The sequence below is a fragment of the Sphingomonas sp. genome (assembly GCF_017304615.1).
In the GTDB taxonomy this organism is placed as follows: Bacteria; Pseudomonadota; Alphaproteobacteria; order Sphingomonadales; family Sphingomonadaceae; genus Sphingomonas.
The window spans coordinates 212,142-225,558 of the sequence record NZ_JAFKLZ010000004.1 but is presented as its reverse complement, the minus strand read 5'-3'; the positions used below and the strand labels follow the sequence as shown (position 1 = coordinate 225,558).

Below are 13,417 nucleotides of genomic sequence, written 5' to 3'. Positions count from 1 at the left end.
ACTGCGTTAATCTGCCCGGAGTAGATGTGACGGCGTGTTGATGGCGCAAGAAGCGGCCGCGCGGGAGACCGTGGCGGTGGAGGGCGACGATGCGGTGATGGCGCGCATCGCCGGTCGCGACGCCTTGGCCTTTTCGCGCGTGGTCGAGGCGCAGGTCGGCATGTTGCACCGGGTCGCGTATCGGATGCTGGGTGACGGCACCGAGGCGGAGGACGTCGCGCAGGAAGCGTTGCTCCGGTTGTGGTCCACCGCCGATCGCTGGAGCAGCGGGCAGTCGGGGATCGCGGCGTGGCTGACGCGGGTCGCGGTCAATCTTTGCCTCGATCGGCTGCGGCGGCGGCGCTTTTCGAGCGACGCGGAAGTGCCGGAGCGAGCCGACGATACGCCGGGCGCCGACGAGGCGATGGCGGCTGAACAGATGCGCTTAGCGGCGCTGGCCGCGCTCGGCGACCTGACCGAGCGGCACCGCGCCGCGATCGTGCTGACCTATTACGAGGAGCTGCCCAATGCTGTGGCGGCCGAGGTGCTGGAGATGAAGCTGAAGGCGTTCGAATCTCTGTTGTTGCGGGCGCGGGGCGCGATGCGGGCGGCGCTCGCCGAACGCGGACTCACGACGTTGGCGGGGGACGCAGCATGAGCGACTTCACGTCGGCCGAACGCGCGCTGCTCGACCGCGCGACCGTGCCGGCGATGCGCGGCGGTCTGGCGCGCGACATCGTCGCTGCGGCGAATGTTGCGGTTCCCCCGCCGCGGCGCGGTTCACGCGGGGGCTGGCGGCGGCGCGGGCGAATCTTGTTGGGGGCGGGCGCACTGGTCATCGCCACCGCGACGGCGGCGGCCACCGGTTTGCTCGACAAATTGCCGATCCGCATCCCCGGCATCACGCGCGTCGCCGAAGCGCCTGCACCCAAGCCCAAACATGTCGTCCGCGCCGAAAAGCCGCGCGTTGCGCCGGGCGAGGCGGTTTCGCTGGCCGCCATCACGCCTGCGCCCGTACCGCTGCCCGAGCCGACTCCGACGCCCCAGGAGGTGTGGCGGGAGCGTCGCGCCGCGCGGATCGCCGCCGGCCTGCCGGTGCGCCCGACGCTGATGCAGCGCGCGATCGCCGAGAGGCTGCGCGGGTTGCCGCCGGCCCAGCGCCGGGCGGCGCTCGCCGAGTGGCGGCGGATCAAGGCGCTGCCTCCCGCCGAACGCAAGATCGCGGTGGCGAAGGTCCGCGCCGATTTCCTCGCTCGCCATCCGCAGATGGCGAAGCGATTCGAGCAGCGGCTGGAGGCGCGCAACATCGCCGCGGCCGATGACAAGCCGTCCCTCGTTGCGCCCGCCGCGCCGCTCGCCACGCCGCCGCCGCCGGGCCGATCACTCACGCCCGACCAGCGCATCGAACGGCGCCAACGCTGGCAAGCGATGACCCCGGACCAGCGCGCGGCGCGGCGCGAGCAGCTTCGCGAATGGCGGATGCGGCGTCGCGGACGGTGGTTGCAGACCGGCGAAGGGTCTGCGCCGCAGGAGCGTTGAACGTACCGACGGCGCCGTGATCCCCCTGTAATTGCGACGGCGTCGTCACCCGCCTTTCCCGGCTTGATCTCCGCCGCCAGTTGAACGAGGCGGGGGCGTGGCGTTTCGCAACGAGTGCGATGCGCGGGCTGGAGATAGGGATGCGGATATTTGTCGGGCTATTGGCGTTCCTGCTGCTCGGCGCGCGGCCGGCGACTACCGAACCGCCGATCGTCCGCGTGAAGCTGACCACGCAAGCCGGCGTGATCACGCTGGCGATCGACGTGAAGCATGCGCCGCTTACCGCGCGCAATTTCCTGGCCTATGTCGATGACGGGCGGCTCGACGGGACGACCTTCTACCGCGCTTCGCGACGCAAGGGCGCACCACAGCTTGGCTTCGTTCAGGGTGGGATCGACACCGATGCCCGGCGGCGGCTTGAACCGGTCGCGCTGGAGCCGACCAGTAAGACGGGCCTGCGCCACATCGACGGCGCGATTTCGATGGCGCGCTACGAGGGCGCGAACACGGGTACCGCGAATTTCTCACTGATAGTCGGCGCGTCGCCCAACATGGATGCGCGTCCGGGATCGCCGGGCTACGCCGTGTTCGGCCGCGTCGTCGGCGGGATGGACGTGGTCAAGCGCATCCTGGCGATGCCGACCAATCCGGGCGGCGAGGGCGCGATGAAGGGCCAGATCCTGACCCGACCGGTCACGATCCTGAAGGCGCAGCGGCTCGACGGTACGCCGCATCCGACGGGACGGGCTAAGGTGTGGCTGCTGTTTCAGAATCGCTGAGGGACATCGCGGGCGGGGGAACCAGCGAGAGATCCAGTTCAGCCAGAGTGCGGCCGGTGCGGCCATCGACCACCACGGCGTCGACGGCGTCCCCCGTCGCGGTATCGATCAGTGCGCTCAGCGCCCCCTCGCCATGGTGCTTGCGCGCCCACGCGCCCAGCACATGCAGTACCGGCAGGAAATCGCGCCCGCTTTCGGTCAGCACATATTCGTCTCGTGGCGGCCGCTCCGAATAGCGCCGCCGTTCGAGCACGCCCGCCGCTGTCAGCGCGGCGAGTCGGCGCGTCAGAATGTTGGGCGCAATACCCAAATTCTTCTGCAACTGGTCGAACCGGCGCATCCCGAACGTGACGTCGCGCAGGATCAGCACGCTCCACGTATCGCCGACATGGGCCAACGCACGACCCACGGGGCAGGTGCCCGACGACAATTTTTCGAAGTCCATTGCATAATGATAGTCACGTTCATATCATTATGCAAGTCACTCGGCGACTCGCCGGGCATGAAGGAGATTGGCGATGACCCAAGTGAACAATGAAACCGCGCTGGTGACCGGCGCATCCACCGGTATCGGGGCGGTCTATGCCGACCGGCTGGCCCGGCGCGGTTATGACCTGATCCTAGTCGCGCGCGACGAGGCCCGAATGGAAAAGCTAGCGGAGCGGCTGCGCGCCGAAACGGGCCGTACGGTAGAGGTGCTGCGCGCCGATTTGATCGAGAAGGCCGGCCTCGCTACCGTTGCCGATCGGTTGGTCAGCGATCCGACGGTCACGCTGTTCGTCAACAATGCCGGCATGTCGATGACCGGCAATTTGTTGACCGTCGATCCGATCGAGGCCGAGCGGCTGATCGCGCTCAACATCACCGCCCCGACACTGCTGGCGGCCGCGGCCGGCAAGGCGTTCGTAGCACGTGGAAGCGGTTCGATCGTCAATCTCGCCTCGGTGCTCGCGCTGGCGCCGGAGACGTTCGACGGAGTCTATTCGGGGTCCAAGGCCTATATCCTAAACCTGACGCAGAGCCTGGCGCATCAGTTCGCCGGCAAGGGGCTGTATGTGCAGGCCGTGCTACCCGGCGCGACGCGCACCGAGATCTGGGAACGGTCGGGCAAGGACATCGACGCTTTCCCGGCGGAGATGGTAATGGGCGTGGACGATCTGGTCGATGCTGCGCTCGCAGGGTTCGACAAGCGCGAAACCGTGACGATCCCGCCGCTGCCCGATGCCGAAGTGGCGCATTGGGAGAAGATGCAGACTGCGCGCGCCGCGCTGGGCCCCAACCTCAGCCGACGCGACGTGGGTGAGCGGTATCGCGAACCGGCGCTAGCCTAATCCGTCAGCCTGATCGGGCGGGTGGTGCACGGGTTTCCCGGAGCACCCGCCGGACCGCCCGTTCAGGCCGCCTGGCGTGCGCCATCGGCAAACTGGTCATAGGCGCGCAGGGCGTCGGCCGCGTACATCAGCGCCGGCCCGCCGCCCATATAGACGCACATCGCCATAACTTCGCCGACCTCGTCGCGCGTTGCCCCCATGCCGACCAGCGCCTTTGCATGAAAGCCGATGCATCCATCGCAATGCTGGGTGACGCCGATCGCCAATGCGATCAGTTCCTTGGTCTTCGCATCGACCGCGCCGTCCGCGCTCGCCGCCTTCGATATGGCGTGGAAACCCTGCATCGTCTCGGGCGCCAGCTTGCGCAACTGCGCGGTATAGGCGCCGATGTCCTGGGTGATCGCTCGATAATCCTTGGCCATGGTCAAACTCCTATTGATTTATGTTCGTATGAATTTATATATTCACGATATGAAAACAAGCCCGCTTTCTGTCAACCTGCGCGATGAGATGGCGCCGCATGCCGAAAATGCGGCCGCGTTCCTGTCCGGTCTCGCCAATCCGCACCGGCTGATGATCCTGTGCGAGCTGGCCGCAGGCGAACGCAGCGTCGGCCAGTTGATCGCCGCGACCGGCATCGCGCCGACGTCGATGTCGCAGCATCTGAACAAGCTGAAGGACGAAGCGATCGTCGCCGCGCGGCGCGACCATCGCACGCTGCACTACACGATCGTCCACCCTGCCGTCGCCGAGATGATGACGACGCTGCGCCGCCATTTCTGCAGGAAGGAAGACGAATGAACGTCGTGAACCCCATCATGCCTATGGAGGCCGAACAGTTGCTGGCGGCGGGTAGGGCCGTCCTGATCGATGTGCGCGAGCCCGACGAGTTCAGTGCTGGCCACATTCCTTATGCCGCATCGATGCCGCTGGCGCAGGCGCCCGCGCTGCTCGACCGGATGCCGCTCGGCAACGACATGACGGTGATCTTTCAGTGCCAGAAGGGCGCGCGGGGCGGGCAGGCATGCGTTGCCGCGCCCGCGGCGCTTGCCGGGCGGGTGCGGAACATGGAAGGCGGGATAGAGGCTTGGGCCGCCGCCGGGCTGCCCGTGGCCGGTGGTCGGACGCCGCGCGTCTCGATCTTCCGTCAGGTGCAGATGATCGTCGGTCTGTTGGTCCTTGCCTGCACGCTGGCCGGGCTGGCTGGTTTTGCGCTCGGTTTCTACCTCGCCGCGCTATTCGGGGGTATGCTTGCCTTTGCCGGGATCAGCGGCTGGTGCGGCTTGGCGCTGTTGCTCCAGCGCCTGCCATGGAACCGCGCCGCCGTCTGAAGAACGGACGCTCCCGGAGCGCCTGCGCCGATCGATCTTCCGACAATCGAACAAAGGGGGCGCCGGATCATCTCCGGCGCCCCCTTTTGCATCAAGCGGCTTGCTTTGCCCGGCTCGCCCGCTTGCGCTCGTGCGGATCGAGGAAACGCTTGCGCAGCCGGATCTTGCTCGGCGTCACTTCGACCATCTCGTCGTCGTCGATGTACGCGATCGCCTGTTCCAGCGTCATTTTCTTCGGCGGCGACAGGCGCACCGCATCGTCCTTGCCGCCCGAGGCGCGGAAGTTGGTCAGCTGCTTCGCCTTCATCGGATTGACCTCTAGGTCTTCCGTCTTGGCGTTCTCGCCGATGATCATGCCCTCGTAGAGCGCTTCGCCATGCCCGACGAACAGGATGCCGCGATCCTCGAGCGGGCCGAGCGCGTAGCTGTTCGCTTCGCCAGAACCATTCGAGATCAGCACGCCGTTCTTTCGGCCTTCGATCTGGCCCTTGTGGGGGCCATATTTCTCGAACAGCCGGTTCATGATCCCGGTGCCGCGCGTATCCGACAGAAACTCGCCGTGATAACCGATCAGGCCGCGCGATGGGGCGGAGAAGGTAATGCGCGTCTTGCCGCCGCCCGAGGGGCGCATGTCGGTCATCTCACCCTTGCGCTGGTTCATCTTGTCGACGACCGTGCCCGAATATTCGTCGTCCACGTCGATCACGACGGTTTCGTACGGTTCGGTCTTGTTGCCGTTCTCGTCCTCGCGGAACAGCACGCGCGGGCGGCTGATGCCGAGTTCGAAGCCTTCGCGGCGCATCGTCTCGATCAGCACGCCGAGCTGGAGTTCGCCGCGACCGGCGACTTCGAAACTGTCCTTGTCGGCGCTTTCGGTCACCTTGATCGCGACGTTCGATTCGGCCTCGCGCTCCAGCCGGTCGCGGATCATGCGCGACGTGACCTTGCTGCCTTCGCGGCCCGCCATCGGGCTGTCGTTGACGGCGAAGCGCATCGACAGCGTGGGCGGATCGATCTTCTGCGCGTGGATCGCCTCGGTCACGGTCGGATCGGCGATGGTGTCGGCCACGGTCGCGACCGTCAGGCCGGCGAGGCTGATGATGTCACCCGCGCGCGCTTCCTCGACGGGGACGCGCTCAAGGCCACGGAACGACATCAGCTTCGAAGCGCGGCCGGTCTCGATGATCTTGCCGTCGTCGTTCAACGCATGGATCGGCTGGTTGACCTTCACGACGCCCGACTGGACGCGGCCGGTCAGCACACGGCCGAGGAAATTGTCGCGGTCGAGCAGCGTCACCAGGAAGGTGAAGGGCGCGTACTCGTCCAGACTGGGCGGGGGCACGTGGTCGACGATCTTCCGGAACAGCGGCGTCAGCGTCCCTTCGCGCAACGACGGGTCTTCGTTGGCGTAGCCGTTGCGGCCGGAGGCGTAGAGCACGGGGAAATCGAGCTGCTCGTCGGTCGCATCGAGCGACACGAACAGGTCGAACACTTCGTCCAGCACTTCCTGGATGCGTTCGTCCGGGCGGTCGATCTTGTTGACGACGACGATCGGGCGGAGACCCAGCGCCAGCGCCTTGCCGGTCACGAACTTGGTCTGCGGCATCGCGCCCTCCGACGAATCGACCAGCAGGACGACGCCGTCGACCATCGACAGGATGCGTTCCACCTCGCCGCCGAAGTCGGCGTGGCCCGGCGTATCGACGATGTTGATCCGCGTGCCTTCCCACTCGATCGAGGTCGGCTTGGCGAGGATCGTGATCCCGCGTTCCTTTTCCAGGTCGTTCGAATCCATCGCGCGTTCCTCGACGCGCTGATTGTCGCGGAATGTGCCCGATTGGCGGAAAAGCTGGTCGACGAGCGTGGTCTTGCCGTGATCGACGTGGGCGATGATCGCCACGTTGCGGAGATTCATACTATATCCTGATTGGAGCGCCCGGCGGGCGGTTCGGCGGCGCCTGTAGCGCGTTTTGTGCGGTGCGGCTAGGGCTTGATCGGGACGACGACACGCGAGGAATTCGAAGGCATGGCCGAAGCGCTCAAGATAGGGATCATCGTCGGCAGCGTCCGTGAAGGGCGTATCTCGCTGCCGATCGCCAACTGGGTGAAGGAACAGATCGACGCGCTGGTCGAGTTCGACGCCAAACTGCTCGACCTCGCGGAGTGGCAATTACCCATGTTCGCCGAACCCAATCCGCCCGCGACGGGCAAATATACCGGCGAGAAGCAGCGCGAATGGGCGGCGGTGATCGGCCCGATGGACGGCTATATCCTGATCGCGCCGGAATATAATCACGGTATGAGCGCGGTGTTGAAGAACGCGATCGACACCGTCGCGGCGGAATGGGCTAGGAAGCCGGTCGCGTTCGTCGCGCACGGCGGGATGGGCGGATCGCGGTCGGTCGAGCAACTCCGCGAGGTGACCGCGGCGCTGGCGATGGCGCCGCTCAGCAGCGCGGTGCATTTGCAGGGCGCGCACCAGATGCGCGACGGCGACCGGTTCACTGCGGGCGAAGCAGAAAACCGGCGGCTCGCGGCGTTGTTCGGCGAACTCGATTGGTGGGGCCGGGCGCTCCGCGCGGCGCGCAACGCCTGAACCTTGTCATCCGTTATTAGCGTGTTACATTTGCAATACACTTGTGCCGCATGCGTCGCGCCCGATATGATGGGGACACGCTCAGGAGGACTCGATGGCTAGCACGCCGACCGAAACGACGACCGCCGAACCCGATCTGGTGCTGACCCCGCCCGATCCCGTGCCCGTGGTCGCCGCGACCAAGGCGGCGGGGCTGGTGCCGGTCGACGACACCAAGAAGAGCGAGTTGGAGGCGCGAGTCGATGCGTTCATCGACGATCTCGTCGCGCAGGACGTCGACAGCCCCGAGTTCGGCAAGCGCGTCGACGCCATCACCAGCATGGGCCAGAAGGAAATCCGCGAGGCGGCGAACCAGTCGAACCGCTTCCTCGACCGCCCGGTCCGCGCGATGGACAAGGATCAGGGCGTCGGCGCCGACCTCGTCCAGTTGCGCCTGACGATCGAGAAGCTCGATCCGGCGAACAACGGCAAGTTCTTCGGCGGTGGGCGCGGGTTCCTCGACAAGGTTTTCGGGACCCGGATCACCGGCTATTTCGACCAGTACAAATCGTCGCAGAACCACATCTCCGCGATCCTGAAGAGCCTTGCCTCGGGCAAGGATGAGCTCCTCATGGATAACGCCGCGATCGACACCGAACGGTCGAACCTGTGGACATCGATGGGTCGGCTCGAGCAGATGATCCACCTGTCGAAGGTGATGGACGAAAAGCTGGAGAACAAGGCCAACGACCTCGACGCGACCGACCCGGCCAAGGCCAAGGCGCTGCGCGAGACGGCGCTGTTCTACGCTCGCCAGCGCACGCAGGATCTGCTGACGCAGATGGCGGTGACGGTGCAGGGCTATCTGGCGCTCGACCTGGTCAAGAAGAACAATGTCGAGCTGGTGAAGGGCGTCGACCGCGCCTCGACCACCACGGTCGCGGCGCTCCGCACGGCGGTGACGGTGGCGCAGGCGCTGACCAACCAGAAGCTGGTGTTGGAGCAGATCACGCAGCTCAACACGACGACCGCGAACATCATCGATTCGACCGGCAAGCTCTTGAAGTCGCAGACCGCGCAGATCCATGAACAGGCAGCCGCCTCGACCATCCCGGTCGAGGTGCTGCAGCGCGCGTTCCAGAACATCTACGACACGATGGATGCGATCGACGACTTCAAGATGAAGGCGCTCGACAGCATGAAGACCACGGTGACGACGCTGTCGTCGGAGGTCGAGAAGTCGAAGGGCTATATCGCCCGAGCCGAAGGCCAGGCGCAGGCCGCGCTGGAAGGGCCGCAGGTGGACACGTTCAAGCTGGAGGCGGTGTAGTCCCGTGAGTTCGTCGACCGACGAGGTGATCGCGAAAGCGCGCGAGGCGCTCGACCGCACCTCGATGAACTATGCCGTTGGCCCGCGCCGCCAGCAGCGCGAGAGCGATGTCGGCAAGCGGCTGACGCGCGTCGCGATCGCCGACCTCGCGATCATCGGCGTGGCGTTCACGATCGGGCTGGTGTTCGGGCCGATCGGGATCATGGGCTTCTTCCTGATGATCGTCGCGATGCTGGTCGCGACTGCGGTGCTACTCGCGACCCCGACCAGCCGGCGGGTGACCTACGAGAAACTGCGCCAGACCGACCTCAAGGCGCTGCCGTCGCAGACCGGCCGCTGGCTCGACGCGCAGCGCCCGATGCTGCCCGCGCCGGCGATCAGCGTCGTCGATGCGATCGGTGTGAAGCTCAACGCGCTGTCGCCGCAGCTCGCGACGCTCGACGACGACGCCCCCGCCGCCGCCGAAATCCGCAAGCTGGTGGGGGAGCAGCTCCCCGAATTCATCAAGGGTTACGAACGCGTGCCCAGCGCCCTGCGCGGCGTCGAGCGCAACGGCAAGACGCCCGACCAGCAACTGGTCGACGGGCTGAAGGTGATCGGCGGCCAGATCGACGAGATGGCCGGGCAATTGGCGCAGGGCGACCTTGACGCGCTGTCGACGCGCGGGCGGTATCTCGAGATCAAGTATCAGGGGGATACGGCGGGGGTTTAGCTGTTTAGCTTGAAAGACCCTTGCCATCGCGTTCTTGCACAAAGCTGCAAAGCATGTCCGCTAAGGAGCTAGCGATGTTGCCTCCGTTCAGCACGAAGTCGGTGTCCCACTTAAAATTACCTGAGATGTCCGCGGTAACAAGTTTGCCTGAGCCATTCCGGCAGGCTGACACCCGGACATACCATTGCTCGAAATAAATTTGCTTTGTTCTCAAATCGGTCATACGACCGGAGGCGACGACAACTTCCTCCCCCGAGTTGTTTTTGGAGAAGTGAGCGGATCCCCTCCTGCCTTCCCAAGTTCCATTGTCGCTTTCTGCCAGTTTGATCCAATCATCCGCCGCTACGACCTTAACCGGAAGCAGTGCCAGGCATGCGGACAGCATCGTGAGCTTCTTATTTGCAAACCGCATCTGCCACCCCCTGGCGCTTATGCTGGTGAAATACCAAGAATCATAGCACTCTAACGAGACGCGGTCGCCAGTCTATATTTTGGGTGTCGGCCATTTCGTGAGCAGCGCACCCTACCGCGGCTTTCCCAACGCCTCCACTGCCCGATCATGCAACCGCGCCAGCGCGGCGAGCTGGATCGCGGGCGCGACAGCCAGCACGCCGAACGCTTCCGCGCGGGGCGTGTTGAACCGCAGTTTGCGCCCCAGCGCGTCGGTCACCTCGCACCCCGCTTCGCGCGCGATCAGGACGGCGGCGGCGACGTCCCATTCGTGGCCCCAGCGGATCGTCGCGAGCAGATCGGCCTCGCCCGCCGCGACCATCGCGATGCGCAGCGCGATCGAATTGGGCTTGGCGACCGCGACCAGGTCGGCGTCGACCTTGGGCAGGCTGTCCGTCGGCGTGCGCGAACCGGTGAAGATCGTGCGGCCGCTATGCGCGATAGGCCGGCCGTTGAGCGTCGCGCCCTTGCCGGCTTCCGCGCGCCACACCTGCTTGCGCACCGGCGCGTCGAGCACGCCGATCACCGGCTGCTCGCCGTCGACCAGCGCGATCGACACCGCCCAGCCGTCGCGGTCGCGGATGTAATCGCGCGTGCCGTCGATCGGATCGACCACCCAGACGCGGCGGCGGTTGAGCCGCACCGCGTCGTCGGCGGTCTCCTCCGACAGCCAGCCGGCATCGGGCAGCAGCGCGGTCAGCCGCTCGCGCAGCATCGTGTTGACCGCCAGGTCCACCTCGCACACCGGATTGCCCGGCGCCTTTTCCCAGCGCTCGTAATCGGTCCGCCACAGCCCGAGCGCATAGGCGCCCGCTTCCGCAGCGATGGCGGTGACCTGGTCGGCTAGGGTCGCCATCAACTCAGTCGCACTCCAGCGAAGGCCGGAGCGTTGGAGCTGCATCGCGAAACTGCCAACGCTCCGGCCTTCGCCGGAGCACCTGGTTTTGGCTGGGTGCGGAGATCAGCCACCCGCGATGGTCATCCCGTCGATCCGCAGCGTCGGTACGTTGGTCGCGTAGCGGAATTCCAAGTCGTTTGCGGCGGTCAGATTGAGGAACATGTCGGCCAGGTTGCCGGCGATGGTGAACTCATCGACCGGGCGCGTCAGCTCGCCATTTTCGATCAGGAAGCCCGCCGCGCCCCGGCTGTAATCGCCCGTCACGCCGTTGACGCCCATGCCGATCAGCTCGGTGACATAGACGCCGCGCGCGACGCCCGCGAACAAATCGTCGCGGGTCGCTGTGCCGGGCTCGAGATAGGTGTTGCTGGTGCCGACCCCCGGTGCGCCCGATCCGCCGCGCACGGCATGACCGGTCGGCTCGAGTCCCAATTGCCGCGCCGACGCCGATTCGAGCAGCCAGGTCTGCAGCACGCCCTCACGCACCAGATCGGTCGGCGACACGCCGAGCCCTTCGCCATCGAACGGGCGAGAGCGCAGACCGCGCGGGCGGTGCGGGTCGTCGGTAATGGTGATCCCGTCGGCGAACACGCGCTCAGCCAATTTACCGAGCAGGAAGCTGGTGCCGCGGGCGATCGCGGCACCAGCGATCGCGCTGACCAGGTGGCCCACCAGCGACGACCCGACGCGCGGATCGAAGATCACCGGCATCGGCCCGCTGGCCGGCTGAACCGGGCCGACGCGGGCGACCGCGCGCTCCCCGGCCTTGCGGCCGAGCGCCTCCGGTGAATCGAGATCGCGGAGATGGCGTGCCGAGTGATAGGCGTAATCGCGCACCATCGCCGCCTCGCCCCCGCCCGCCAGCACGCTTGCCTGGATGCCGTGGCTGGTCGTGTGATAGGCGCCGGCGAAACCGTGGCTGGTGGCGAGCGCCCAGGTCGTGCGATGCGCCGATGCGCCGCCGCCTTCGCTGTTGGTCACGCCCGCGACCGCGCGCGCGGCGTCTTCCGCGGCAAGTGCGGCTTCGTTGAGCGAGGCGGGCGAAGGCTCGTCGCCGTCGTGCAGGTCGAGATTCGGGATGTCGCCCTTGAGCAGACGATCTTCCGGGGCGAGCCCGGCCCATTGATCCTCGGGCGCCTCGCGCGCCATCGCGACCGCGCGCTCGACCAATATGTCGAGCGCGTCGGACGACAGATCGCTGGTCGAGGCCGACGCCGATCGCCGCCCGACGAACACGCGCAGGCCGAGTTCCTCTTCTTCCGACCGCCCGACGTCCTCGAGCTTGCCGAGCCGCACCGACACATCGACGCTGGCGGACGCGCCCAGCACGGCGTCGGCGGCGTCAGCACCGGCGGCACGGGCGCGGGAAACGATATCGGAGGCGCGGTCGTGCGCCATGTCGGGGGTCAGCATTCAGGGCACTTAGGAAGCGAGAAGCCGATGGTCAAAGGCATCTATCCCTACGTTCGCCCTGAGCTTGTCGAAGGGCGTGCTCCGGGCACGTGCTTCGACAGGCTCAGCACGAACGGGGGAATTAAAAACTACTCTGCCCGACCACCAGGCACGCGAGGAAAACTAGCAACCCCGCATAACGGTTCGAACGGAAGCGATGCAGCGCGTTACCGCCGTGGCTTGGGACGAGCGTTGCAACCTGCCAAGCGAAATGGATCGAGGCGGGAAGCAAAGCGGCGAGGACCAGCGGGTCGGGGCGCAACTGCCAGAATGCCGCGCCCCACAGCCCTGCAGCCAACGCATAGAAGATCGCGACGCCCGGCCGCACCCGGCTGCCCAGCGCGCGCGCCGACGATCGGACGCCGACCAACGCATCGTCCTCAACATCCTGCAGCGCGTAGATCGTGTCATATCCGATCACCCAAAAGATCGACCCTGCGTAGAGCAGTAGCCCCGGCAGTCCGCCCGGCGGGGCGAGCGATCCCGCAACCTCGCTCCACCCGACGAGCGCCGCCCAGGAAAAGACGATGCCCAGCCAGGCCTGCGGCCACCAGGTGATGCGCTTCATGAAGGGGTAGGCCGCGACGGGGGCCAGGCTGACCAAAGCGACCACCTTCGCATAGGTCGAAAGTTGCAGGAGGACGACGAGGCCGATCAGCGACAGGGCCGCCAGCCACGCCCAGGCCGCCTTCAGGCGTACCGCGCCGCTGGCGAGCGGGCGGCTCCGCGTGCGGGCGACCTGACGGTCGAGGTCGCGGTCGACGATGTCGTTATAGACGCATCCCGCGCCGCGCATCGCGATGCTGCCGAGCGCCAGCCATAGGATCAGGTCCCAGCGCTCGATGGCCCCCTTCGCCAGCGCGACGCCCCACGCGCCCGGCCAGAACAGCAATTGCCAGCCGATCGGCCGGTCGAATCGCGCCAGCGAGGCCAGCGCGCGCGGATAGGGCGGCAGCGCGCCGACCAGCCCTCTATATTGCGTATCGGGCACGATTTCGGGGGTGTCGGTCATCGACCGTTCACTAGCCGGATGCCAATTGC

16 protein-coding genes are annotated in these 13,417 nt (G+C 66.5%); 9 read left to right on the top strand and 7 right to left on the bottom strand.

Translation table 11 applies throughout. The features are described 5' to 3' along the window. The first annotated feature begins 40 nt into the window (after nt 1–40). The 3 genes from J0J06_RS15925 to J0J06_RS15915 all read left to right on the top strand — a co-directional run bounded on the left by J0J06_RS15925 (nt 41) and on the right by J0J06_RS15915 (nt 2,297). Nucleotides 41–637 carry a sigma-70 family RNA polymerase sigma factor gene (locus tag J0J06_RS15925; RefSeq protein ID WP_294043687.1) on the top strand — a complete coding sequence of 199 codons (597 nt, stop codon included), beginning with the start codon at nt 41–43 and terminating at the stop codon, nt 635–637. Then, nucleotides 634–1,518: a hypothetical protein gene (locus J0J06_RS15920; protein ID WP_294043686.1), complete on the top strand. Its 885-nt coding sequence runs from the start codon at nt 634–636 to the stop codon at nt 1,516–1,518. The genes J0J06_RS15925 and J0J06_RS15920 overlap by 4 nt, the downstream gene beginning before the upstream one ends. 140 nt (nt 1,519–1,658) lie before the next feature. Then, nucleotides 1,659–2,297, top strand: coding sequence for a peptidylprolyl isomerase (locus J0J06_RS15915; protein ID WP_294043685.1), 639 nt, complete (start codon nt 1,659–1,661; stop codon nt 2,295–2,297). On the opposite strand, the gene J0J06_RS15910 is transcribed toward J0J06_RS15915, so the two are convergent. After that, the gene (locus J0J06_RS15910; RefSeq protein ID WP_294043684.1) at nt 2,266–2,742 is read right to left on the bottom strand and encodes a helix-turn-helix domain-containing protein; all 477 of its coding nucleotides are present in this window, start codon (nt 2,740–2,742) and stop codon (nt 2,266–2,268) included. The genes J0J06_RS15915 and J0J06_RS15910 overlap by 32 nt on opposite strands. A 73-nt stretch (nt 2,743–2,815) precedes the next feature. Here J0J06_RS15910 and J0J06_RS15905 point away from each other — a divergent pair, with 73 nt between their 5' ends. Continuing rightward, entirely contained in the window at nt 2,816–3,628 is an 813-nt protein-coding gene (locus tag J0J06_RS15905; RefSeq protein WP_294043683.1) for an SDR family NAD(P)-dependent oxidoreductase, read from the top strand. Between the two features lie 62 nt (nt 3,629–3,690). Here J0J06_RS15905 and J0J06_RS15900 read toward each other — a convergent pair whose 3' ends face one another. Next, nucleotides 3,691–4,050, bottom strand: a complete 360-nt coding sequence (locus J0J06_RS15900; RefSeq protein WP_294043682.1) for a carboxymuconolactone decarboxylase family protein — start codon at nt 4,048–4,050, stop codon at nt 3,691–3,693. Here J0J06_RS15900 and J0J06_RS15895 point away from each other — a divergent pair. Next, nucleotides 4,049–4,429 carry a metalloregulator ArsR/SmtB family transcription factor gene (locus J0J06_RS15895; RefSeq protein ID WP_294043751.1) on the top strand — a complete coding sequence of 127 codons (381 nt, stop codon included), beginning with the start codon at nt 4,049–4,051 and terminating at the stop codon, nt 4,427–4,429. The genes J0J06_RS15900 and J0J06_RS15895 overlap by 2 nt on opposite strands. Further along, nucleotides 4,426–4,959 carry a rhodanese-like domain-containing protein gene (locus tag J0J06_RS15890; RefSeq protein ID WP_294043681.1) on the top strand — a complete coding sequence of 178 codons (534 nt, stop codon included), beginning with the start codon at nt 4,426–4,428 and terminating at the stop codon, nt 4,957–4,959. Before J0J06_RS15895 ends, J0J06_RS15890 begins: the two co-directional genes overlap by 4 nt. A gap of 91 nt (nt 4,960–5,050) precedes the next feature. Here J0J06_RS15890 and typA read toward each other — a convergent pair whose 3' ends face one another. After that, a complete protein-coding gene (typA, locus tag J0J06_RS15885) occupies nt 5,051–6,874 on the bottom strand; it encodes a translational GTPase TypA (protein WP_294043680.1) in 1,824 nt (607 codons plus the stop codon). 111 nt (nt 6,875–6,985) lie between these two features. On the opposite strand from typA, the gene J0J06_RS15880 reads away from it, so the two are divergent. The 3 genes from J0J06_RS15880 to J0J06_RS15870 all read left to right on the top strand — a co-directional run bounded on the left by J0J06_RS15880 (nt 6,986) and on the right by J0J06_RS15870 (nt 9,576). Then, the gene (locus J0J06_RS15880; protein ID WP_294043679.1) at nt 6,986–7,555 is read left to right on the top strand and encodes an NADPH-dependent FMN reductase; all 570 of its coding nucleotides are present in this window, start codon (nt 6,986–6,988) and stop codon (nt 7,553–7,555) included. Between the two features lie 94 nt (nt 7,556–7,649). Continuing rightward, nucleotides 7,650–8,864, top strand: coding sequence for a toxic anion resistance protein (locus J0J06_RS15875; RefSeq protein ID WP_294043678.1), 1,215 nt, complete (start codon nt 7,650–7,652; stop codon nt 8,862–8,864). Nucleotides 8,865–8,868: 4 nt separating this feature from the next. Continuing rightward, the gene (locus tag J0J06_RS15870; RefSeq protein ID WP_294043677.1) at nt 8,869–9,576 is read left to right on the top strand and encodes a hypothetical protein; all 708 of its coding nucleotides are present in this window, start codon (nt 8,869–8,871) and stop codon (nt 9,574–9,576) included. A gap of 4 nt (nt 9,577–9,580) precedes the next feature. Here J0J06_RS15870 and J0J06_RS15865 read toward each other — a convergent pair whose 3' ends face one another. The 4 genes from J0J06_RS15865 to ubiA all read right to left on the bottom strand — a co-directional run bounded on the left by J0J06_RS15865 (nt 9,581) and on the right by ubiA (nt 13,388). Beyond that, complete coding sequence (locus tag J0J06_RS15865) at nt 9,581–9,988, bottom strand: hypothetical protein (RefSeq protein WP_294043676.1); 408 nt, start codon at nt 9,986–9,988, stop codon at nt 9,581–9,583. A gap of 111 nt (nt 9,989–10,099) precedes the next feature. Further along, the gene (locus tag J0J06_RS15860) at nt 10,100–10,882 is read right to left on the bottom strand and encodes a 3'(2'),5'-bisphosphate nucleotidase CysQ (protein WP_294043675.1); all 783 of its coding nucleotides are present in this window, start codon (nt 10,880–10,882) and stop codon (nt 10,100–10,102) included. 105 nt (nt 10,883–10,987) lie between these two features. Continuing rightward, entirely contained in the window at nt 10,988–12,337 is a 1,350-nt protein-coding gene (locus J0J06_RS15855) for a TldD/PmbA family protein (RefSeq protein WP_294043674.1), read from the bottom strand. Between the two features lie 121 nt (nt 12,338–12,458). After that, the gene (gene ubiA, locus J0J06_RS15850) at nt 12,459–13,388 is read right to left on the bottom strand and encodes a 4-hydroxybenzoate octaprenyltransferase (protein ID WP_294043673.1); all 930 of its coding nucleotides are present in this window, start codon (nt 13,386–13,388) and stop codon (nt 12,459–12,461) included. Nucleotides 13,389–13,417 lie beyond the last annotated feature (29 nt).